The sequence below is a fragment of the Alteromonas gracilis genome (assembly GCF_036870955.2).
Classification (GTDB): domain Bacteria; phylum Pseudomonadota; class Gammaproteobacteria; order Enterobacterales; family Alteromonadaceae; genus Alteromonas; species Alteromonas gracilis_A.
Genome location: NZ_CP145482.2, coordinates 3642357 through 3666394, shown reverse-complemented (window position 1 = coordinate 3666394; position 24038 = coordinate 3642357). Strand labels below are relative to the sequence as shown.

At 43.6% G+C, this 24038-nt stretch carries 12 protein-coding genes and 3 pseudogenes; 7 read left to right on the top strand and 8 right to left on the bottom strand.

Annotated features, from left to right (window positions below; all coding sequences use genetic code 11):
* The first annotated feature begins 59 nt into the window (after nt 1–59).
* A complete protein-coding gene (locus tag V6N89_RS17640) occupies nt 60–1046 on the top strand; it encodes a LysR family transcriptional regulator (RefSeq protein ID WP_338518722.1) in 987 nt (328 codons plus the stop codon).
* Nucleotides 1047–1055: 9 nt separating this feature from the next.
* On the opposite strand, the pseudogene V6N89_RS17635 reads toward V6N89_RS17640, so the two are convergent.
* The 3 genes and pseudogenes from V6N89_RS17635 to V6N89_RS17625 form a co-directional block, all read right to left on the bottom strand.
* Nucleotides 1056–1772: pseudogene (locus tag V6N89_RS17635) on the bottom strand (endonuclease/exonuclease/phosphatase family protein).
* Nucleotides 1760–3976: pseudogene (locus tag V6N89_RS17630) on the bottom strand (VTT domain-containing protein). Before V6N89_RS17630 ends, V6N89_RS17635 begins: the two co-directional pseudogenes overlap by 13 nt.
* A gap of 345 nt (nt 3977–4321) precedes the next feature.
* On the bottom strand, nt 4322–4918 hold the full coding sequence (locus V6N89_RS17625) for a porin family protein (RefSeq protein WP_346993039.1): 597 nt from the start codon (nt 4916–4918) through the stop codon (nt 4322–4324).
* A gap of 520 nt (nt 4919–5438) precedes the next feature.
* Here V6N89_RS17625 and katG point away from each other — a divergent pair.
* Both katG and V6N89_RS17615 read left to right on the top strand, forming a co-directional pair.
* The gene (gene katG / locus V6N89_RS17620; protein ID WP_338520168.1) at nt 5439–7733 is read left to right on the top strand and encodes a catalase/peroxidase HPI; all 2295 of its coding nucleotides are present in this window, start codon (nt 5439–5441) and stop codon (nt 7731–7733) included.
* 252 nt (nt 7734–7985) lie between these two features.
* Nucleotides 7986–8471 carry a hypothetical protein gene (locus V6N89_RS17615; protein ID WP_338518719.1) on the top strand — a complete coding sequence of 162 codons (486 nt, stop codon included), beginning with the start codon at nt 7986–7988 and terminating at the stop codon, nt 8469–8471.
* Nucleotides 8472–8528: 57 nt separating this feature from the next.
* Here the strand turns inward: V6N89_RS17615 and V6N89_RS17610 are convergent, their stop codons facing one another.
* Nucleotides 8529–9854, bottom strand: coding sequence for a mechanosensitive ion channel family protein (locus V6N89_RS17610; protein ID WP_338518718.1), 1326 nt, complete (start codon nt 9852–9854; stop codon nt 8529–8531).
* Between the two features lie 562 nt (nt 9855–10416).
* Between V6N89_RS17610 and V6N89_RS17605 the strand changes: the two genes are divergently transcribed.
* The 3 genes and pseudogenes from V6N89_RS17605 to V6N89_RS17595 all read left to right on the top strand — a co-directional run bounded on the left by V6N89_RS17605 (nt 10417) and on the right by V6N89_RS17595 (nt 17149).
* Nucleotides 10417–14295, top strand: coding sequence for a response regulator (locus V6N89_RS17605; RefSeq protein WP_346993038.1), 3879 nt, complete (start codon nt 10417–10419; stop codon nt 14293–14295).
* Nucleotides 14261–15391 carry a putative bifunctional diguanylate cyclase/phosphodiesterase gene (locus V6N89_RS17600; protein ID WP_346993037.1) on the top strand — a complete coding sequence of 377 codons (1131 nt, stop codon included), beginning with the start codon at nt 14261–14263 and terminating at the stop codon, nt 15389–15391. Before V6N89_RS17605 ends, V6N89_RS17600 begins: the two co-directional genes overlap by 35 nt.
* A 362-nt stretch (nt 15392–15753) precedes the next feature.
* A pseudogene (locus V6N89_RS17595) lies at nt 15754–17149 on the top strand (DEAD/DEAH box helicase).
* A 46-nt stretch (nt 17150–17195) separates the two neighbouring features.
* Here the strand turns inward: V6N89_RS17595 and V6N89_RS17590 are convergent.
* The 4 genes from V6N89_RS17590 to V6N89_RS17575 form a co-directional block, all read right to left on the bottom strand.
* On the bottom strand, nt 17196–18032 hold the full coding sequence (locus V6N89_RS17590) for a thioredoxin family protein (protein WP_346993036.1): 837 nt from the start codon (nt 18030–18032) through the stop codon (nt 17196–17198).
* 96 nt (nt 18033–18128) lie between these two features.
* Nucleotides 18129–19730, bottom strand: a complete 1602-nt coding sequence (locus V6N89_RS17585; protein WP_338518715.1) for an MASE1 domain-containing protein — start codon at nt 19728–19730, stop codon at nt 18129–18131.
* A gap of 42 nt (nt 19731–19772) precedes the next feature.
* Complete coding sequence (locus V6N89_RS17580; protein WP_338518714.1) at nt 19773–20423, bottom strand: response regulator transcription factor; 651 nt, start codon at nt 20421–20423, stop codon at nt 19773–19775.
* Nucleotides 20424–20589: 166 nt separating this feature from the next.
* Entirely contained in the window at nt 20590–23112 is a 2523-nt protein-coding gene (locus tag V6N89_RS17575) for a S8 family serine peptidase (protein WP_338518713.1), read from the bottom strand.
* Between the two features lie 407 nt (nt 23113–23519).
* Between V6N89_RS17575 and V6N89_RS17570 the strand changes: the two genes are divergently transcribed.
* The gene (locus tag V6N89_RS17570) at nt 23520–24032 is read left to right on the top strand and encodes a curlin subunit CsgB (RefSeq protein WP_338518712.1); all 513 of its coding nucleotides are present in this window, start codon (nt 23520–23522) and stop codon (nt 24030–24032) included.
* Nucleotides 24033–24038: the final 6 nt, after the last annotated feature.

The following is a 24038-nucleotide window of genomic DNA, read 5'->3' as shown; positions in this document are numbered from 1 at the left end:
TGGACACGTTCGATATGCATTAACGCCAATAATGTCATAGGATAATTAGGAGATGTAATGTGCACGCTAAACAGCTTCATTATTTCATTGCTACTGCACAAAGGGGGAGTATAGCGGCCGCCGCTCGGGCATTGGATATTGCGCAACCTGCTATCAGTCAGCAGCTAGCGAGTTTAGAACGTGAAACTAAGTCGAGATTGTTAGAAAGAAGCTTTTCGGGCGTTACTCTTACCCCGGCAGGGCAACTCTTTCTTGAGCATGCGGAAAAAATAGTCAATCAAATAGAGCTCGCAAAGCGCGCGCTTGCTCAACTCAATGAGCAGCAGCAAAAGGTAGTTAAGATAGGAATGTTACCGTCAATTGGAAACGTATTATCGTTACCGCTGCTTAATGAAATTTCACAACATCATAGCAATATTAAGATAGAAATAAGTACGGGTCCTTCATATACCATTAATGACTGGCTAGCCTCTAAACAGGTCGACATCGCATTAACTTATGAACAAGCTCTTGATGAAAAGTTAATGTCAGTCACTCCACTTATTCAAGAAGAGATGCATTTGGTGTTCGCGGCCAGTGTTTCGTTTCCGCGTTATTCTGAATTAAGGGAAAAACAGTTTATTCGGTTTTGGGAAATGAGTGATTTACCACTGCTTTCGCCAGGTAAAAAAGATGCATTAGGGCAGTTGATTGCAAATTACGAACTAGCAACAGGGGTATCATTAAAGCACGATTTAGCATACTCAGGACAGTTAATGACTGGGTTGCGACAAGTTATGCAAGGTGAAGGGGTAATGATTTTGCCTACGTCCGCTATCTTTCACCTCGTTGAAGCGGGGCTAGTTTCTACTCTCAAAATTACAGAGCCTGAAATGCACCGCAGAGTTTTGGCTGCAACGAATAGAAATGTCAAAACCGATAAGATTGCAGTAAACGTTGTTAACATTATCCGCAAAGTCGTCGCGCAAGAGAACGCGTCACATCACTGGTGTGGCTCGTTAGAGTTTGCTGCGTCACTATTGAATCAACTTTCCAATAGTAAATGACTGAGACATTCAGCTGCCACTCTCAGGCAGGACAACGTCAATTTGCACCTAGCAAGTGGTCTGACATAACCGCAGATTGCTTTGTGTTTATTTTCGAAACGTTTTGTACTTGAATATCTTTTGTAACCCAGACTCTATCGAGCGAAAAAATGGGAAATTTACTGGGGAAAGTAGGGCCAACCTTGTGTTGAACCAACATTGAATTCAGCGCTGAGAACGCGCGAGAAAAAAACTGCCACTCGTTAAAGTCTCCGGCGAGCACAAGGGGGGAATGTGTTTTCTCAAGGCGCTTAGCTAAATAATTGTGTAACAGCGTTAACTGCGAGCGCCGTTCCAGTTTTTTTAGCCCCTTATGGGTGTTCACCACCGTTAGTGGGCCTTTTTCTGTTTGTAGCTCTACAACTTGAACATTTCTTGGCTGTCTACCTGACTGACTTACATCAATCACTTCTTGTGACAGCACTTTAAACCGCGACAGCACAGCATTGCCGTACCAGCCATTTGCTTCTCGTATGGCTGGGGACGGCGCAAGCTGAAACGCATTTTCAGCACAAACGTCCTCGACATCTTGTGCCGTTTCTCTAAGCGAAGAGCGGGTATCCATTTCTTGCAGCAACACAATATCAGCACCTAGGTGCTGACGAGAAATTGACCTATGCGTTTATAGTCGTGGCGTTTGTCAGTTCCAACGCCACTGTGAATATTGTATGTGACTATGCGGCACATTTTTCACTCTCGTCACTTTTTTGATATGTTTGCTCTTCTTTTCTCGCCATTCCTTTACGCGCCTGATAGTACTGCGCAAATTTTTGAGAACCCCATATCATCAATCCCCACAGCACAATACCGTTAAGCAAGATAGCTAATGGTTGATGCTGAGGGGTTTTGCCAAATTTGCGCAATAGAGTCGCCAACCAACCCTTTTGCAATCATTGGTGGGAACATTCCCAGAAACGTACCTACAAGAAATTGAATAATACCAATCGATGAAATACCCGCGACGAGATTGACCAGGCTGAATGGCGCGATGGGCAACATCCTAATTGCGGCAACACCAACAATACCACTTTGTTTCAGCTTTTCGTCTACGGCTGCGACTTTGGGTCCCCCAATCTTTCTAAGACCAGCGTTACCAGAAATTTTTCCGATGCCAAATAAGATGGCAGAACTTAACAATGCGCCCAAAATGCCATAAATGGGGCCCCAGATAGGGCCGAATATCGCGGCTACCGCTAACGACAAGACCGTGACGGGAAAAAACAAAATCCCACCTACAACATAAACAAGCAGAACAGTGGGCAGCGCGAAGTATGTTCCTCGACTTTTTTCCAAAAATGCGCTTATGTTGTCTGAACTAAGCCAATCGATAGATTGACTTGCCCAAAACATGAGACCACCCAGCACCGCTATCACCGCTACGCCAATCATCACCATAATACTTCGCCTTCTGGGGTTTCGGGCAGGAAGCGCTGAACCATCTAGGGTTGGTACTGAGATAAGAGGCTCTTCCGGGTCGGACAACGCGCGAAAGATATTATTCACTGAATGTTCGGTGAATACTTCGTCATGTACCTCGGTAAGCACATAGCCGTGGGCAATCTGGTTATTAACCAGCGCTTGTACTGGATACTCACTGTTGAATATTTCGTCCATATCCTTAAGCGCTCGGCCTAGGTGTGTTCAGCAAGGAGATCGTTTCGTACTTGTGCAACCCGTGCTTTGTTTTCTGGTGTATTACCATAAAGTACGGTGTCTATTTCGGTATCAAGGGTCATCGATCGATTACTTAAGTTGGACGAACCAATAACAAGGTACTTATCATCGATTGTCATTACCTTTGAATGGATCCGCTTGTAAGCTTTACGCCCTTTCATATCTTCTATTGACGAGTAGGTGAGCTTGACACGTTTGGAGTCAATACCGTTTTCCAGTATAGCCTTAAACTCAATGCGACTAGCCCAAAATGCTTCACATTCAAATTTTCCCTTGGGCTCGTACGAACTTACAACAATAACACTCAGACCAGGCTTCAACTTAAGCTGTTTATTCAGCGCTTCTGCAATTTCTTGTCGTGTAGTGAACTGGTTTTCAATATAAATAACCGATTCAGCCTGGCCGATTAGGTCGAGCAGCATATGCCGAACTTCTTGTGCAGGCTCTACCTCATCCATAAATGGAATAGTGCGGGCAAGAGCACATTCAACGTTTTCAAACAAAGGCGGGTAGTCGTCTGGCCACACCTCTGGCAGCGCTGCATTTTCACCGTTACGCGCTTCTTCTCTGATGTCGATAGGCGTGTCTTCAGCCACACGCTGCCAGCGCCAGCGCACGAGTTTTGCGAAGTCTAAAACAATAGGGCCGCTCGATACCATTTGGACATCGTGTAAGGGGCCATATTCTCCGTCGGGTCCGTTGCGTTCTGAAGAAACGACAGGATGGTCTCTGGTATCCCAACGATTGGTTGACACATCCATGCCGCCAGAAAACACCACTTCATCGTCAATTACGACAATTTTTTGATGTTGGCTACCGCCCATAGGAATAGTGTCATCAAGCACCGTCTCAACATTATCGGGCGTTTTCTCTTCCCAAACCTCTTTGGCCCACATTTCTCGTTGTGCAAAAAATGCCAACGACGAGTCCCAACGCAGAAGGTAAATTTTTATGTCAGGGTTTTGCTGCGCTTTCCATTTGAGGAGGTCACTGATAACACTCGGCGCATCGCTGTTTTGCTCGTCTTCGCCGCGAAGTAAACGGATACGGCTATCGATGTCCCATCCAACAATGAAAATGCTGTGAGATGCTTTAACGATAGCGCTGTGCAGAGCTTTGTAGTAGTTCGCGCAATCAATCAATGGAGTAGCAAAGCGTGCTTTGCTCTCTACCCAACAATTTTGCCCAGGCTCGAATATATTTTGACTCGCTGACATGACGGCTTCCCTACTTAAATCGATAAGTGTTCTGTGTAATAGATATTCACAGAAGCTTGCAGAAACCATTCCGCCCCTCTTTTGGTAACAAAAATAAGCGTAACGTTATGATATAAATATATTTTAATGAAAGTCCGTGTTGTTTAAATTTACTTTGAGTGACGCCAACTTGTAATAATTTCACGATGCAATGTGGCAAAAGTACTTAGTGCGTAATTCTGATGGGAGATAGTTATGTTGAATTCAATATATGTGAATATAGGACTTTTGTTTTGCGTGAGTTCGAATCACCTCCCTCACCCAATGCGAAGGAGGGCCATATGTATTTCGTGTAGTTAGCAGCGTTTAGAAGCGGTATTCAACACCTAAACTCGCCTGCTTCAAGTCTGTTTCGAAGTTGGTGTCGTCAATATCATCAAACGCTTCATCTGCATCCAGTTGTGTGTCGTAGACCACATATTCAGCGTTTACTAAGAAGTTACCGGTTATCGCGTAGCTCAATCCTGCTCCCACAAATAGGCTTTCGTCATCGCTATCTTGGCGTATAGAGGCAAGCCTGTATTCTGTCTCTGACCATAATTGCCCTGCTTTGGCATACAATGAAAAGCGCTCAGTGAGTGGAAGAATGCCTTTTATAGCTGCGGTATAGCCGTCTGTTTCTGCACCCGCAATGTTGTTTCCATAGTCACCAAAATCAATATAGCCACCTTCTAGCGCTATCCATTGGTTAAATTTATATCCTACAAGCCCTTGCCATACGTCTTTATCATCATCAAAATCGTCCTCACCTTCTACGCGCAAGTAACCATAATTACCACCTACATAGAAGCCACTGTCGTGCACTTCAACTTCACCAGACTGGGCATTAGCACCGAATGAGGCAAGTGTGCTAATCGAAGCCATCGCAGCAATATTGGCTAGTGATTTGAATGTGATTTTCATAAGTTCGTCCTCGTATTTACTAAACATTCCATTGACTTCTTACATGAAGTGAATGCGTCTAAATGAGCAATAAACGTTACTCATTGGTTTTCACATCTCACGTTTCAATTGCTGTGCCAGCGTAGAAGTTTCAAAGAACAAGCTTATTCAATGAGAAAATTTCAAATTCAGGGCGTAGTAGTCTGATTTTTATACTTTAATTTTGATTTTTGGCCTGTGGTCAATAAATGAAGGTGGTAAAAATTTCGCACTTTGTGAAATTGATTCTCAATAAACTCTTGTTTAACTTTGTTGAATAAAGACGGTGATCTTTTATGAACGGGTGCTTTCAAGTTATTGAAAAATATAACTTCTTTATTTGATTGGAAATATCGATGCTTTGAATTCATTTAATTGACTGTAAATGTAAGCAGAGCCTGTCTATCTTTTTAAACGTATAAGTAAACGAATTGTTAACGCTAGGGTTTGTTGTGTTTTTTACAGCGAACTAAAAATAATACGACAAAGATGGGAAATGACTATGATCACAACACGGTTTAAGAAAACCACGCTTTCAGCATTAGTCGCATTAAGCTTGAGCGCGACATGTGCTTTGGCCAATGACCAAATGACCAAACCAGCTGGGGCAAAAGGCACAGGAATGACAAAAGCATTTCAAGCCAAAACCAACCAATTCTGGTGGCCCAACCAACTTGACCTTTCTCCATTACGAGACCATGACAGCCGCTCAAATCCATTGGGTGAGAATTTCAACTATGCCAAGGCATTTTCGAAGCTTGATTTAGACGAGGTGAAAAAAGACGTAAACGAGCTGCTTACTACGTCGCAAGACTGGTGGCCAGCAGACTTCGGAAATTATGGTCCTTTCTTTATTCGTCTATCATGGCACAGTGCGGGCACGTATCGAACGCTTGATGGCCGTGGTGGTGGCGACGGTGGCCAAATGCGTTTTGACCCCCTAAACAGCTGGCCAGACAATGGAAACCTAGATAAAGCTCGACGTTTATTGTGGCCCATTAAACAAAAATACGGCGAAAGCCTTTCTTGGGGTGACCTGATGATCTTAGCGGGCACGGTAGGCATGGAAAACATGGGGTTTGACACCTATGGTTTTGCTGGAGGCCGCACAGATGATTGGGAACCTGATATGGTTTATTGGGGGCCAGAGGTTGAAATGCTTGCCAGTGATCGTGAAGAGAAAGGTGGCAAACTCCAGCGTCCATTAGGTGCAACACATATGGGCCTAATCTACGTTAACCCTGAAGGTCCAAAAGGTAAGCCAGACCCAGTGGGCTCGGCGAAAAATATTCGTACAGCGTTTGGCCGCATGGCAATGAACGATGAAGAGACGGTCGCACTTATCGCGGGAGGTCATACATTTGGTAAAATGCATGGTGCGCACAAACCTTCAGATTGCTTAGGAGCAGAACCAGGCGGCGCTGGGCTTGAGGAACAAGGGCTAGGCTGGAAGAACAACTGTGGTAAAGGTAACGCAGAAGACACGGTTACCAGCGGACTTGAAGGTGCGTGGACACAGCTACCTACCAAATGGACTAGTTTGTACTTACAGAATCTTCTCGGTTTTGAGTGGAAGCAAACACGTAGCCCTGCAGGTGCCATTATTTGGATCCCGACCGACGAGTCAGCGCACACGTCAGTACCTGATGCTCACGTAAAAGGTAAGAAAAATCCGCCAGTGATGACAACTGCAGACTTGGCGCTTAAATACGATCCTGAGTATCGCAAAATTGCAGAGCGTTTCTTAGCGGATCCTAAAGAGTATCAAACTGCATTCGCCAAGGCGTGGTTTAAGTTAACACACCGCGATATGGGACCAAAAGCGCGTTACTTGGGTAATGATATTCCAAAAGAGAACTTTATTTGGCAAGACCCTGTGCCAAAAGCAGATTACAAAGTTATCTCTGACAAAGATGTCAAAAAGCTGAAAAAAGAAATTTTGGACACGGGATTAACGGTACAACAGCTTGTGAAAACCGCATGGGCTTCAGCGGCCAGTTTCAGAGCATCAGATTACCGTGGTGGCGCGAACGGTGCACGCATTGCTCTTGAACCACAAATGAGTTGGGAAGCTAACGAACCAGAAACAGTTAAGTCTGTTGTTGCCAAGCTTAAAGAAGTGCAAGAAGAGTACAATTCACGCATGTTCTCTAAGAAGCAGGTGTCGTTGGCTGACCTTATTGTCATAGGTGGAGCGGCAGCAATTGAAAAAGCGGCAGCAGATGCAGGTGTTAAAGTCACCGTTCCTGTCATCCCTGGTCGCACAGATGCTACGCAAGAGCAAACAGACGTCAATTCGTTCTCGTTACTAGAGCCCACAGCTGATGCGTTTAGAAACTACTACAACGCTGATTCAAGTTACCGCTCACCAACCGACATGTTGGTAGATAAAGCGGATCAACTCAGTCTAACAGTGCCAGAAATGACGGTATTGCTTGGTGGCTTGCGTTCATTAGGTGCAAATACTGGTAATGCGACGCACGGTGTATTTACCGACAAGGTAGGTACCCTAAACAATGATTTCTTCGTTAATTTACTTGATATGGGTATTAAGTGGAGAAAGACTGACAACCCTGCGGTGTACGAGGGAGTTAATCGCCAAACCGGAGAAGTGATGTATACAGGGACACCTGTAGATCTGGTCTTTGGCTCTAACAGTGAACTGCGCGCAGTGGCAGAAGCTTATGCTTACGATAACGCGAAGCAACGTTTTGCCGAGGACTTTGTAGATGCGTGGACGAAAGTCATGACACTTGATCGCTTTGACCTACGTCACGATTTACATGCCGATCTTTAAAGCGTATTTTGCCAAAAAGGTCATAGTGGGTATGTTTCCAACAGCGTAACCGAAACATGTAAATCACTGTAAAAAAAACGGGGTCTTACCCCGTTTTTTTATGCCAACGACTAAAGTACATTTGCCAAATAAAAACACCAGGCAAATCCATCGCAAACATGCTGCGCATTAGGTACACTCTATCATTACTTTGAAACGAAACGCGTTGAGTATCCCACTTTCAACTGGGCTCTGATTAAGGTTTAAGTCGACATGGCGACATTACAACGTACGTTAGTGAATCTTGAAATTCTCACAGAAGACATATCATTTCTCAGTGACGCTGAGCGGGGGCATTCGCCTCACTTACGCTTATTGCACGGCATACGAAATGTGTTGGAAGAAGTAGAGTTACACACCCTGAATGAGACTGAAACGGGCTTTCAAACGCTGTTAAAGGGCTCGTTGTTCGAAGACAAGTTTGAACGTAAGCGTATGGTTAATGTTTACAAGAAACTGGTGGGCTATGTTATTACTTCATGGGAAGCCACCGAAAAAGCCAACGTCATTATTACTGATAGTTTTGATGAAGGTGCTGATAAGCGTCTTGAGCTGTTACAAGTTAAGGCAATAAAGGCAAAATCCCAACTCAAGACCGTTGCTACGGCTATGGGAAAAGCTGACTACGAAAAGTTTACCCAAGTTTTTGCTTTAACTGCTCAAGACTGGTTATGGGACAATCTTCGCGCCAGGTTCTAACCCAGCGCGACAGATACTATTTTCTTGTGGGCGCTCTTATCGGTGCTTTTATAGAAATTAAGGGGTGGTATTTCTAATACCACTACCTTGTTCATTGATGACCCTTACTTCACGTTGAGGGAATGGAATTTCAATGCCGTGTTCACGAAGTGTCTCGAACACGATAAGTAGCAAGTCGCCCCCTACGCGATTTTTGCCGTCATCCACACCTTCCATCCAAAACTCGACAAACATATTGACACCAGAGTCGCCAAAGCTGTCAATTTCGCAGTCGGGTAGTTCTTCAAACGGAATATCATCTCCTGATATGACCTGTGGGTGAGCAGCCACAGCTTCTTTTACTATACCTACCATGGCGCGAATATCCGTTTTGTATGCGACCGAGAAATCAATGCGGTAGCGCTGCTTCAGATTTTTGTGCGTCCAGTTTATAAGCGATGAACTAATGAACTTTTCATTTGGGACAAGGATGTCTTTGCCATCAAAGGTTTCTAATACTGCATAGCGCATCCTAAATTCTCTCACTATGCCTTTTTGACCATCTTCCAGCTCTACATAATCGCCCACGGTAAGCGACTTATCGAGCAAAATAATGATGCCAGATATGAAGTTAGACGCGATAGATTGTAAACCCAAACCTAAACCAACACCCAACGCACCACCAAATACAGCAAGAGCGGTTAGGTTGATGCCCATAACGTTGAGCAGTAGAAGAAAAACAACGCAAAATAGCGCGACTTCAAATAGTTTGGCAAACACCTCTTTTGTGGAGACATCAAGAGATTTGTGATTTCGAATGATATCTTGACCAATTGCATTGGAGCTTCGACCAAGCCAGAAAAGTAGTGCGCCAAAAAGAAGTACGCGAGTTACTCCATAAGCTGAAATTTCAACATTGCCTACTGAAATAGCAATAGATTCAAGTGCTGACGTAATAAGAGGCAATACACCAATGAGGTGCAAAAATAAAATAGGTAGGCCTATCCAACGCATGAAAGCAGCGATGGTGCGATTTTCTACAAAGCCGTGAATTAATGAATTAACAAACAGCATTAGCGCAACGACAACGGCTATTTCCAATAGCCAAGCGTCAAATTGGAACTGCGCGCCTAGCACTGTGGTTAGCTTCAGCATGCTTATGGTGATTAATGGGAACAAGGCTTCACCTAAGTTATACATAAAGCCGTGCAGTGTATGCGCGCCTTGTTCTGGGGCTTCACGGGTGAACTTGAATGGCTTTTTAACTTGGCGCGCCAATATAAAGGCTACGCAATAGATGACTGCAATAGTCGCTAGCTGAATAAGAAAACTATCGGACATCACTGACGCTTTTATCAGCGCCAGTTTTTCTTCTAGATGCACTAATACATTCTCAACATTCATGTTTTCACAATACTCTTATGTACACCTATGCATTTTTGCATAAGTTAGGTGTTTACTCATTTGTGCGCTTTTTATCCTGTATACCGTACATCGTAAAGCTTTTTTTGCTAATAGGGTTTTCTTGCTGCTACTTGGTTTTCCCGCAGTTACAGAGTCGAAGTGAAACGCTAGCAATGTCCGCATAAAATAATCATTTGGCGCGATGTAAGGCTATGTTTTTAAATTAGATATTTCTCTTCAATCAATGACGTGGCACATGCTTCTGCCCTAAGATAATTAATCTTTTTTGTCATTATGATAAAAACAATTTTACCGTTTTCTCTTACGCTGAATTACCTGACAGCTAGCTACAGTCGAGCAAAGTCATCGCTACTCGATAGTGGCCTAAGCTAGTCTAAAGTATATAAACTCAATCGCATGAAAAACTGTGACATCTTAGGATGTTGGTCTATCTTTTAGGAACATACGCAATTAAAAAACGCAAGTGGTCATATCAACCGTGCACGTTTTAAAAATGTTGTCACTAAGTCGCGCACAGGGATTCATTTATTGAGCGAGTGCAATGCACAGTAATTCTGACGGTATACAAGCACTGGTTAATCAGTGCGACAAAGAACCTATTCATCTGCTGGGGCGGATTCAATCTTGCGGATTTTTAATTGCGGTAAGTAGTGCAGGGTTCATCACGCACCTATCTGAAAATACTGAACGGTTTCTCGGTATAAAAAATAATAATTTACTGGGAACATCGCTTTGGTCATTGCTAGATAGGCAACTTGTTCACGCGATCCGCGGCGCTCATCAGCAGTCTAGTATCCTTGGAAAAGCCTGCCATCTTTATTCCGTAGTCCTGCCTCAATCTACAGACCCATTTGATATTGCTGTGCATCAAAGTGGTGATTATTTAGTTATAGAGTTTGAAAACGCAGATAGGACAAAAACGCCAGATAACGTGCTAACAGCAATGCTTAGGCAAGTATCTCAGTTTGAAGAGCTTGAGCCTCTATACAGCGCGGTGGTTGAAGGTATTCGAATTGCTACGGGGTTTGATCGTGTCATGCTTTATGAGTTTCTTGATGATGGGGCCGGAGAGGTAATAGCAGAGGCAAAATCGAGTTCGGTAGAAACGTTTTTAGGCCTTCGATATCCCGCGTCAGACATTCCAACTCAAGCAAGAGAACTCTATAAACGCAATTTGATACGTAACATCGCAGATGTGCATGCAGATACACCAGTCATCCTTAGCGAAGCCAATGATGGTGTTGAATTAGATTTGTCATTATCGACGTTACGAGCAGTGTCTGAAGTTCACATTCAATATCTGAAAAACATGGGGGTAGGCGCCTCGATGTCAATTTCAATTATTATCGACGGTGATCTATGGGGGTTAATCGCCTGCCATCACAATGAATCTAAGCGCGTTCCCGGGCGACTATTGTCCCAACTAGAGCTGTTTACGGAAATGTTTTCGCTAGAGCTATCACATCGGTTAATAAAACAAAGAATAAATGTCAGTGAAAAAGCGAACGAAACGTTTGCTCTTGTGTTAAGTAAATTATCCTTAGGTGGTTCGCTTGCTAAATCGATTGTCGAGCAACTCCCTTTGATTAAGTCGCTTATTGAAATTGATGGAATAGGTTGCGCATTTAGCGGTGAATACTCAAAGGCTGGTGTAGCACTTAGTACCAGCAAGGTCGATGTGCTCATAGAAGCAATTACGAAAAACCCTGAAAAAGAGGTGTATCAGTTCGATAACCTTGTCGCGGCGGACAAACAGTTTGCTCAAAGCAATGTTGCTGGTGTTCTCGCAATCAAAATATCTGCCTCTCCTATGGACTATATTTTCCTGTTTAGAAAGTCAGTGGTTCAGCACGTGGCGTGGGCGGGAAACCCTGACAAAAGGGTAGAGCAGAGGGGCGATCAGGCAATACTTACGCCAAGAGCCAGCTTTGAGAAGTGGCTCGAGACTAATGAAACTAGAGCGAAATTGTGGACTGATTTAGATATCGAGCGCGCGAAGTCTATTCGACTCGGTGTAATGGAGCTGACGATTCGTCATTTACATGAAAAAGAGTCGCTTCAGCGAGAAGCTAAGAAACGCTTAGAATTACTAATTGGTGAGCTAAACCACCGGGTAAGAAACATTCTTAATCTAGTCAACGCTATTGTGGGACAAACTTCGCAAACAAAAAGTGATGTGGATGAGTTCGTTGCATCTTTATCTGCACGGGTATCAGCTCTTGCAATGGGACATGACCAACTAACACATGCATCGTGGAACAGTATTAGTTTTAGAACGCTTCTAGGTAACGAGTTAAAAGCATACATGGTGAATGAGTCCTCTTTTAACATTAAAGGACCTTCCATCAAGCTTACCGCCTATGCAGTAACGCCCGTCGTTTTAGTCTTTCACGAAATGATAACCAATGCCGCCAAATATGGCGCTTTGAGTGCAACGAGCAACGATGGACGGGTATCAATAACGTGGCAATTTAATAGTGAAAATGACTGCGAAATTTGTTGGGAAGAATTAGGCGGTCCACCATTACAGGGTATCAATGCAGAAGGATTTGGCATGACGGTTATAAAATCGGTAATCCCACATGAACTGGGAGGTCGCGTCGAACTTCAACCTAAAATGGCAGGATTGTGTGCCCGGTTTGTGCTACCAAGCAAATATGTAGAGATGGATCGCGACGGTATCTCTAATACGGACAATACAGTGTTAAAAATGGAGGCCCCTAAAGACAAGGAAACACTGCCCGAACCATTGGTAAGTGCATACGTAGTGGAAGATAACCTATTGATATCTCTTGACTTACAAAAGCACCTGAAGAGAATTGGTTTCGAAAGTATAGATATCTTCGGTGAGATTTCTTCTGCAAGGGTCGCGTTGGCTAAGCGTCCTCCGCAAATGATGTTTTTAGACGTTCATTTAGGGAACGAAAACACTTTTCAACTGGCAATAGAGTTAAAAGCACTCAATATTCCTTTTGTTTTTATTACTGGCTACGGCGCTTCTATCGACCTTCCTGAGTCATTGGAGGGGGAAGTAATATTGACGAAGCCTGTCGACCCCAAACTATTGATGAAGGCCATCAATGGCTTCGATTTAGGGGGCGGCAATATGCAGCAGGCGATAGAACCTAGGATTCTTATTGTTGAAGATCAGATAGTTGAGGCGATCAATACGAGCAACCGCTTGAAGCACTTCAATATGGATGTCGTGGGGGTGACTGCTGACTTAACCAATATTTTGTCGCTTATAAAAAAAGAATCGCCCAACCTCATTTTGATGGACATTAATTTAGGTGGTGGACAGTCAGGCATTGATGCAGCCGAAATCATTACAAAGCAACACAACATACCAATCGTTTTCACAACATCCTTTAGTGACGATAAAACCATTTCAAGTGCACTGTCCGTTTCGCCGTATGGATACCTTATCAAGCCCTATGGCGAGATTTCGCTTAAAACAGCTGTTCAGGTTGCATTAGAGAGAAAGAAAATAGAGAACGAGCTGACTCGCTCTAATACTCGTTTTGAGATGGCATCAAAGGTTGCGAATTTAGGTGTATTAGAGGTCGATGCGGCATCGCGCTCAGTGGTTATAAAAAGTGTAGATAACCTTTTCAGCTTTCCACAAACCTTGGCGTTGGATGATTTCTTATCATTATTCCCAGATGAAGAGTTAGAGGAACTCAAGCACGCTGTTGATAAAAGAACAAAATTTCACTCTGTTTTGCAAATCGACATTGAGGGCAGAGAAACACAATGGCATCAGGTAGTCCTCTCAGACGTGACACTTGCCAAAGACACAGTTCAAATTGGTGCAATTCAAGATATATCGCAGCTTCAAAGCACACAGTCTAGCTTGGGTATCGCTGATAAGATAGTCAGTGAAATTCAAGAAGGTGTAATGGTTTGTGACGAATCAGGAGTACTTATCAAAGTTAATGATGCTATCTGTTCGTTACTCGGAAAAGAGAGAATGGCACTGCTCTCAGCGCACATCGATACTGTATTTCCACAATTGCGAAAAGGTGATGATAGGCCGAACTACCTCGTTGATGGCTTACGTACTGATGTCACGATTGTAAATAAGTTTGGTGTTCGCCGTCACCTTGTGATGTCGGTATCTTCTTTTAGTGCATCATCAACACAACGATGTTTTGTGGCAATTTTTACTGACGTTACTGACCTCAAAACGTCAGAGACACAGTTAAAGTATCTTGCGTTTACTGACGCCTTAACAGGAGCCGGGAACAGGAATTACTTAAATAGCGTCGTTGAAAAGTTTACTGACTCGCGCGAGCCTTGTTCAATCATCTTCATCGATATAGATGAGTTCAAATTGATTAATGATACTCACGGTCACGAAGTGGGCGATGAGATATTGCGAGGTTGTGTGTTTACTAAAAGCAACAGTAAGAGAAGATGATAATATTATTAGATTTGGTGGTGACGAATTCGTCATAGTCACAAAAGCCACATCTCATGATGAATTATCCAAAATAACCGAAAGAGTTAATGCCATTTTTTCCCGCGTATTCAGCACTACCTCTGGTGCTTTTCGAGTAACTGCGAGTATTGGCGTGGCCTCAGTAACAGAAGACATGACATCGTCTGACTTGTTAAAGAATGCAGATATTGCCATGTACTCAGCGAAGCAATTTGGTAAAAACAACACGGTTATATTTAACGAAAGTTTATCAAAAGACATCGAATATCGCCTTTTTATACAACAAGGATTGGCAAACGCTCTGGCACAAAAGCAAATTGTCGCGTGTTTTCAACCAATAGTAAGTGCTGATGGAAATGTTTTAGCTGTAGAAGCTCTCGCTCGTTGGTACATCCCTGAGCAAGGGTGTATTCGGCCAGACAAGTTTATTCCTATTGCCGAGCGTACTAAATATATTCATGAAATTGGTTTTTTGATGCTTGATGAGGCGTGTCTCGCTCTTAAAACACTTAAAACATGGGGGTTTGACGATATTCGCGTAAACTTAAACATGTCCTCAATTCAGCTGCAAAATGACAGCGTCGTCGAAATTTTTAATGAGCGTTTTCTATTGCATGAAGTCGACCCTGGAAAAATCGTGGTTGAAATCACGGAGTCGACCTTACAAAGCGCAAAAGCTCGTAAGATCCTTGCTCAATTAAAAGTGTTAGGAGTAACGATTGCCATCGATGATTTCGGAACTGGGTTTTCCAGCATAGCTGAACTTGCTGAAGACACTTACGATGCTATAAAAATCGACCGTTCTTTATTGCCTGATTTTCCGCTGCAGACTACCGCTAGTAAACGAAGAGCATTAATAATTAAAAACGTTATTGCGATGTGTGGACAGTTGGACATGCTTTGTACTCTGGAGGGTTTAGAAACCAGTGAACAAGTAAGTTTTGCTAAAATGATTGGTGTTGGGGCGATGCAAGGCTATCATTTTGCTAAGCCCATGAACTTAGTCGAGCTCATGGAATATTTACAAGCTTGCCACGCAACTTCTCATATGCATTATCGTGTTGATAATGTCTAGTTTCTCCTAAATTCCTTCTCGCCTAGGGTAGTTATTCGAACTCGACAAAATAAACGATGGTTGAATACATGCCATTTTATTAGTTGTCTAAAAAATAAGCTGGTGCGTGGTGCGCAATGGTGGTAGACTCCGCGCCGCGTTGCGTAAGAGTTAAAATACATTCTTCCCTAGTCGATATTTTGTTGTGCTTCATAGTGTATAAAAATGTCGTTTCATTTAAGAATTTCTTCTTAGGCTATATTTCCACACGGTAAGTGCTAAAGCGCTAACGCTACTTTCATTTGAAAACAATGTATCAAGACCAAGGACTTACAGCGCAAGAGCGTTGCCGAGCCTTAAATCGCTATTCTAGGAGTTAGTTAATGTCATTTACCCAGCTTGGGCTTGCTGAGCCGCTGTTAAAAGCTATTGAAAAGCGTGGTTTTTCTACGCCATCGCCAATACAAGAAAAAGCGATTCCTGTGGTGTTAGAAGGACATGACGTACTGGCTGCGGCGCAAACAGGTACGGGTAAAACAGCTGGCTTCGGACTTCCAATATTGCACAAACTTATGCAGGGGAATAACGTCTCTGCTAACAATGTACGAGCGCTAATCCTTACGCCTACACGAGAATTAGCGGCACAGGTTGAGGAAAGCATTCGCCAATTGGGTGAGTTTGTTCCTCTTAAAACGGCATGTGTCTTCGGTGGGGTAGGTATTAACCCTCAAATGATGAAATTGAGAAAAGGCGTTGATATTCTTATCGCCACGCCAGGTCGTCTACTAGATTTATATCAACAAAATGCCGTTAAGTTTTCTCAATTAGAAGTATTGGTCTTGGATGAAGCAGACAGAATGCTGGACATGGGCTTTATTCACGACATTAAAAAAGTATTAAAGCTGTTGCCTGAAAAGCGACAAAGCCTATTGTTTTCTGCAACGTTTTCACCTGAAATTACTGCGCTTGCGCAAACCCTTACTCACAACCCAGTGAGTATTTCTACAGCGCTAAGCAAACACGACGGTTGATGCCGTTGAACAGCATTTAGTGACGATTGATAAGTCGAAAAAAACGACTGCGCTAATTTGCCTGATAAAGCAGAAAAAATGGGAACAAGTACTCGTCTTTAGCCGCACTAAGCACGGAGCTAATCGTATCGCAGAGAAGTTAACACGCTCTAAGATCCCAAGTGCAGCAATACACGGTAACAAGAGTCAAGGTGCTAGAACAAAGGCACTTGCCGACTTTAAGAAAGGCGACATTAAAGTACTTGTTGCCACTGATATTGCGGCGCGCGGCATCGACATTAGTGAACTTCCCATCGTAGTTAACTTGGATTTGCCTAATACAGCAGCAGACTATGTGCATCGTATTGGTAGGACAGGGCGAGCAGGTGCAAGTGGCCAAGCATGGTCGTTCGTGTGTGCAGAAGAATTGCAGAACCTTAAGGATATTGAAACTCTTATTCAGAAACTTTTACCACGTGAAACGTTAGAAGGCTTCGAGCCGCAGCAGTCAGTGCCAGAAACCACCTTGTCGAAACCTAAAAAGCCTAAGAAACCTAAAAAAACAAAAAACGCTAGAGTGTCTGGGAATGCCAACGCTGCAGGTAGGTCAAATAGTAATGTGGAATCTAACAAGGGAAATGAGCGAGGGAATGTTAAATCACAGCGTTCTAGACTGAAGCGTCGTAGCAACAATACGTCGCCAAAGCGAGTTGATGCCGCTAACAGAAACAATAACCCCAAGTCTAAACCTCAGCGCGCTACTGTTTAGTAGCGCGTGTTGGCGCGTCATGCGTCGCGCCCTCTCTAACAAATAGTTATTTAGACTCCCATGAGAACGGGTGGTAGTGTCGCAAAGCTAGCGCTGCCTGTGCCTCTGCTTTTCCATTATCAATGTTCTCTAACTGATTTGCAGCGCGTTTTTCTAGCGTGCTTTGAAGTTCGGTTCTGTATCCTCTTGTTTCTTGCCAAAATTCATAAAATCCCTCAGGTGGCGCACCATTTATATCTCGCTGTAGTTGCGGCCCTAGAAGATCGTAAGCATTTTGGAGACGACTGGCTTGTTGAGCATTGTATTGAGCTTCTAAAGGTGTTGGTTTCCATGCAATCATTGGGGCCTTTTCGGCTTGAGTGTATCCAGCAAACGATGAAAAGTAATCGACATACTGGGCTAACTCAACGCTGTCGGCACGTCCCCACATTGCCATGCTCGCGCGATTCAACAAACTGCTAGTTGCAGGGTCTACTATCATTACTGTCGGGGTCGCGTAATAGGTAGGGTAATCGAATCGCTGAGTAATATTTCTGCGGTCCTCAAGCAGCCCCACATCAACAAATACAGTTTCATAAGATGCCATCAATATAGACTGCATTTCTTTTGTCTCAAACCGTTGCGCGAGGCCTGTACTATCATGACACCACTGCGCTCCTAGAACCACGAGAAGCAGCTTGTCATTTTCTAGCGCACGCTGTTGTGCGTCTACTACATCTTCAAACGCGGTGGTGGAAGGTTCGTAGCGATACTTAGAAGCATGCTCTGTACTTACGCAGCCGCTCAAAACAAAGAGCAACATAAGCATAGTGACTAATGCTTTGTAAGAAACGTTGAGATAGTTGTTGAATAGCGTATACATGCTGGTGGTTCTAAAATCCATATTTACGACCAAAAAGTGTTGTGACATCTTGTGCTTATCATACATAAAAACCTGAGGATCGCTATTTATAGAGGCATAGACAGAGAAATGCGTGTGTTAGGTCGGTGTGTTCTGCTTTATGCAGAGTTCACTATTTATTATTCGAGCACGCTCGTGCATAGATAAAATGCCCATAGAAAAATCTACAGACCTATATTGACTATTGGCGGTTAAGTAAGGCGAGGGTATGCCTACTCCGTTATCAGAAATACTAAAGACGGCTCTGTCTTTACAGTAGCAAATATCAATAACAAGACGCGTCGCGTTAGCGTGCTTGATACTGTTGGTGACCGCTTCCTGTAAAATCCTGTAAATATGTATTTTCTGTGTATGATCAAACGCGACAGGCGTGCCCTCCACATTCATCATATATGCAATCTTCGACGAGTTAAGAGACGATATAATTTCCGAGCGCTCAAGTACTGACTCAATAGGGAGGTTATCAATACCAGATGGACGCAGACCTCCAAGGCTTTTTTTCATTGCAAAATAGAGATTGTCTATTTTGTCTGAAAGCACGCTGGGTAAATCGTCTTTAGATTTAAGCGAAAGCTGTAGTTTTAAATCTACTATGCGATGGCCAAAATCGTCATGTAAATCTCGAGATAGTTTTCTTCGTTCTTCTTCCTGTACAGACACTAACATGGCGGTTACCGCGCGCGTATTGCTTACCGCTTTATTTAACTGCATGTTTTTCTCGCGGATTTGAGCATTAGATTTTGCCAACGTGTGAGTCATTTCTTTAGCTTGGGTAACAGACGCGCCCAGTATCAAGCAACCTACACACAACGAGATAATATAAAATTGATGTTCAAGCGGGTTTAATGACGTCTGCGTGGACACGGTAAAGGCCGTCACCCCTATTAGTAAACACGACAACGAACTTCCAAAAATACCAAACCGATGTGCTAGATAAAGTGCGGGAAGTACTGCAATGTATTTAAGTTGATAGCTTAGATTAATTCCATTTGTGTAGGCATAAGCGCTTGCAATAAGTATGGCAAGCCACCCCACGACGATATAGGTCAGTTGACGATTGTCGTGCTTGAAACACTGCTTGGTGAATAGCGTAATGAAAAAGGGTAATAAAACGATAATGCCGACAAAGTCACCTAGCGAAAACTCAAATAGTGTCGCTAAAAATGGTACCAGCCCCATCTCAGATTCTATGGCACGGCGCCCAAGAAACATAAAACCTAATGAGATACTTAGAATCATCGAAAAGCTCAACAGCGAAAGCGTACTGGATACATTGTCCAAATAAGGGCTTCGATAATAGCGTCTAAATGTATAAACGGCTGCGCACAACAATACAGGGGTAATGAGCAAATGTACGAAATACCAATGAATACTGCCGCTCATGAATTCACTATTATCGAGTATTCCGCCTGGGTGAAATAAAGCTAAATGCGTGAGCTTTTCGCTAACTAGCAACGCAGGCCAACTGCGTATAGGAAGAAGCAAAAACGCGCTGAGTCTGATGCCAGCTGGTAAGTACCAACTTACTGTGTCACTCACGGTCTCAAAGTTACTACTTATTAACCATACGCCGTGAAAACAGCACGTGTATAGAATGCCATAGATGAAGTAACGCATTGATAAAATTGTGTTAGAACCGTTATTGATACTTAAAGCGAAGGCGTGTAAATGTTTTTCCATACATCCTATAGAAGCAGGGGCCATGCACAATGGCTATTGGTTTTAGAGTGAATTCGCGTCTTCGTTCATAAAGTCCGCTACGTCGAGCATGCCCGTCTCAAGAGCTATTTTTAATAATCCAAACTGAGATGTGGTATTTAGCTTACGATAAATATTGGTGCGATGAACCATGACAGTTTTTGGTGCGGTATCTATTCTATATGCAATTTCTTTGGGTTGAAGCCCTCGGGCTAAAAGAATAAAAACCTCTTTTTCTCTCTCTGTTAGCTGAGCAATGACCCGCTTTTCACCAAAGGCCAATTTGTTACTGATATCTGAACTTAAGTAATTTTCATCACGCTCAAGTGCCTCGAGGGCATCCATTAGCTCTTTTGTTGCGGCCGTTTTAGTCACGTATCCATCGGCCCCTAGTTCTAGCGCTTTGGTTATGTAGGCAACGTGATCGTACATGCTTAACATTAAACATTTGGTGTGAGGGGCGTGCTTTTTAATGGTTTTTAGAACGTCAAACCCAGATTCGTTGGCTAAGGAAATATCAAGAACCACTACATCAATGTCATCAAGGATTGCAAAAGACGGAAGTTCAGGAAGAGCGCTAACGGAATGCTTAACGTGCCAGCCGTATTCTTGTTCAATCAAGGCAGCTATTCCGTCTCGTACTACTTCATGATCGTCAATTAATACTATTTCCATATACTTACACACGGGCTCCAATTATCTCGTAAGTGTATGACTAAAATGGCTTATGTTAAATAAGCCAAAGGCTTAGAGCCGTTTGTTTGCGTATAAAAAAGCCAGCCCATCTCTAGGCTGGCAATCACTTCAAAGGTTGCTGCGCAAAAACGCAGCATTCACACGATTAAAGATTAACCGTTACTGGCGCCGAGCATGCTGACGTTTCATCGCACACCATGTAAGTGTATGCGCCAGGTTGAACACCACGACTCCTGTCGCGATAGCGACCTGTATTGCTCACTTCTTCAAGTAGTTCACCGTTGCGATAGATCATAACCGTATTCGCAAATGAGCCACTGTAAGACAAGTCAACGCGCAGTGAGCCAAAGCGAGACAACATCGCGCGGTCTATTTCTGCCACAATATCGCTGTCTGAGACTGAAACGGTTTGCATCACAGTACTCGTTTGACCTTCCGAGTCGGTCACTGACAATGTGACGTCATATGCGCCTGTTCCGGCATACACATGCGTTGGGTTTTCTTCTGTTGACGTATTACCATCACCAAAGTCCCAGCTGTAGCTCACGATGTCGCCATTAACGTCACTGCTGTCATTGGTAAAATTCACGGTTAAACCCGATACATCATACATGAATGCTGCATTAGGCGGTGTTGGGCCAACTTCACCAATACCAGTGATAACCACATTCCAGTTGTTAACTGTACCATTATCACCGTTAAACGTATCTAGCACATTTAGCGTCCAATCGCCCGTCGCAATCTCACCATTAAAGGCGTCAGTGTTATACGACTCTACAATGTCATCAGTTGCACCGCCTTGGTTCTGACGAAGAACCGTGGTAGTGCCTTGAGGAGAGGTAAGAGAAATAACGATATCACCGCTGTAAGTGTGCGTAATGTCAACGGATGCTTCCATACCAAAGACAGTAATGTCATCAGGAACATTGATAACCAAGTCTACACCAACATCATCTGGATCATCCTCGTTAGGCAATGTAGGTACTGCTTCACCTGAATAGTCATATGGGAAATTGTTCAGACCAACGGGATAAACGTATAAGTTTGCCGTTTTAGACTTCTCAATATCACCACTCACACCATTGACGGTAAAGCTATAAGGCCCCCAAGGTGTATCTTCTGTTGTGGTAACGGTAAGCGTTACTGTATCACCTGGCATTGCCGAAGTTGCGCTTAGTGCTGCAAGGTCACTTGGTTCGGCTAGTGATAGTGTTACTTCTTCCTCATAACCTGCGATTGAGCCCACAGCAATATCAAACGAATACGTTTCGCCAGCTGTAATTTCCGCAGAACCTGGTGTAATGCCTAGTTTAAACCCTGGTGTTGGGTCGGCCTCTTCTAATGCGTTTAATACATTTAGTCGATTCCCTGACGCAGTGCGACCGTTAGCCCATAAGCTGGTTTCGCCCGTCATCATTAGCAACTCTTTCATTTCTGATGCTGTTAATTCAGGGTTTAGTGACCAAACTAGCGCAGCTGCTCCCGCCACATGTGGCGTTGCCATTGAAGTCCCAGAAAATGCAGCGTAGCCATTGCCTGGTACGGTTGAAAGGATGGCGGTGCCAGGTGCCGCTAAGTCTACAGTTTCTACACCATATGAATAACCACTATCACCATCATTTCGGTTAATACTGGCTACTGCCAAAACACTGTTTGTTGAGGTCTGGTAGTTAGAAGGGTAGTTGTCCACATTGTCATTGTTTGAACCTGAGTTACCCGCTGCCGCAACGAAAAGAATACCTGCCAGGCCTGCCTCTTCAATAGCAGTTTCTAGCGCTTCACTGTAGCCGCCGCCGCCCCAACTATTGTTGGTTGCTTTTACATTAACACCGCGATTAACCTTCAGGTCAGTGAAGTAGTCGATACATTCAATGGCACCAGCGGTAGAGCCTGTGCCATCAGCACCTAAAAACTTACACGCAGCAATAGATACTTCATGGTTGACGCCAACTACGCCAATGCCATTGCCGCCAACTGCGCCTATGGTGCCAGCGACGTGAGTACCATGTGAGTCATCATCCATTGGGTCTGTATCGGCGTTAGCCGTGTCGATGCCGTATACATCATCGATGTAACCGTTACCGTCATCGTCTATGCCATTACCCGCTATTTCGCCAGGGTTAACCCATGCATTATCTGCTAAGTCTTCGTGGTTATAGTCAACGCCCGTGTCGATAACACCAATAACTACATCACTGTCACCAGTAGTAATATCCCACGCTTCAGGTGCATCAATATCAACATCGTCGGTACCGCCAGCTTGGCCTGTATTGTTCAAGCCCCACAAGTCACCGTAAGAAGGGTCATCTGGAATAAGTGCCTTACGATAGAGGTAGTTTGGCTCTGCAATTTTCACCGAAGGATTGCGGCTCAAAATCTCGATAGCATCTTTCACCGATCTACCGCTTAGCTGTAGCTTAGCAATTCGACCGTCTAGAATATTGGAAAAGCGGTCGTCTATTTCATCGCGATTGACGTCACTAATTTGCGCACCTACAGATGAACGTGCACGCGCTTTTGCTTCTCTGCTGGCATTTTCTTTGTAAACAACAATGACGCTGTCATCGAAGATTTCTGCTTTTGATGCATGGGCATTTCCCGCAGTAAACAGCGGTAAGAGCGCCACAGATAATGCGGAAAGACCTGTTTTAAGAGGCTTTGTTTTCATTTTTAGATTCCATAATTAGAACAAAAGGTACAATTACGAAATCTTCTCGGTTCGGTCTGATATAACTAACGGTTAAAACTTATAACTCAATTAAAAATGAGTGCCAGCAATTATCTCTAAAATACTACTATTCGATGAGAGATTAATTATTTTGAGTTAGAAACTAGTACTAATTCATTATCAGGGAGCGAACTTCATGTGGTCTTACCTTTAAATTTTTTTGCGTATACTTTTTGTTCAAAACTAGTACTTAGGTATGATGAAAAAACGATAAGCTGCTGATTTTCTGTTAGCAACAGATAATACATCCGTCATAAATACAACTTATTGGTGATGGATTCCCCTTCCCAGAAAGAGTGATATAGACGAGTCAATTTTGTTGTTATCACGAGGAAGTCGTTGCGCTTATGGACAAGACGTTAGCAGTAAAGGTATGTCAGTGTTTTTGTAGTCGCCAAGCAAATCGCTTTGCGGTTTGTGCGCTACTTATCGGCACTACCTTAGGCACTGCAAGCATACCTGCCCAAGCACAAAGCCCCGATTTAGCAACAAGTTCAGACATGGTGGAATCTTCTCTCTCAATGAGTCTGAATGCCCGCGCTATCGCTGTCGACAATGAAACGGTCTTCATTTCAGTCAGCCAGTTTGGGTTAAATAACATAACTAACATTATCCAAAGCGGTAACGCATCAAATCTCTCTCAAGTTGTACAAGCAGGTAGCAACAATGGCGCAAACATCATGCAATTTGGTGAAGGCAACGTTGTGAACTTGGTACAGCAAAACGACAACAACTACTTTGAGATTGTCCAAGACGGGTTTGATAACGTTGCTAATGTTAATCAATTGGGTGAACAGGCCTTTACTGTTTACCAAATAGGGAACGAGATGGTAGTCAACATCACTCAATACCAACAATGATGTGGA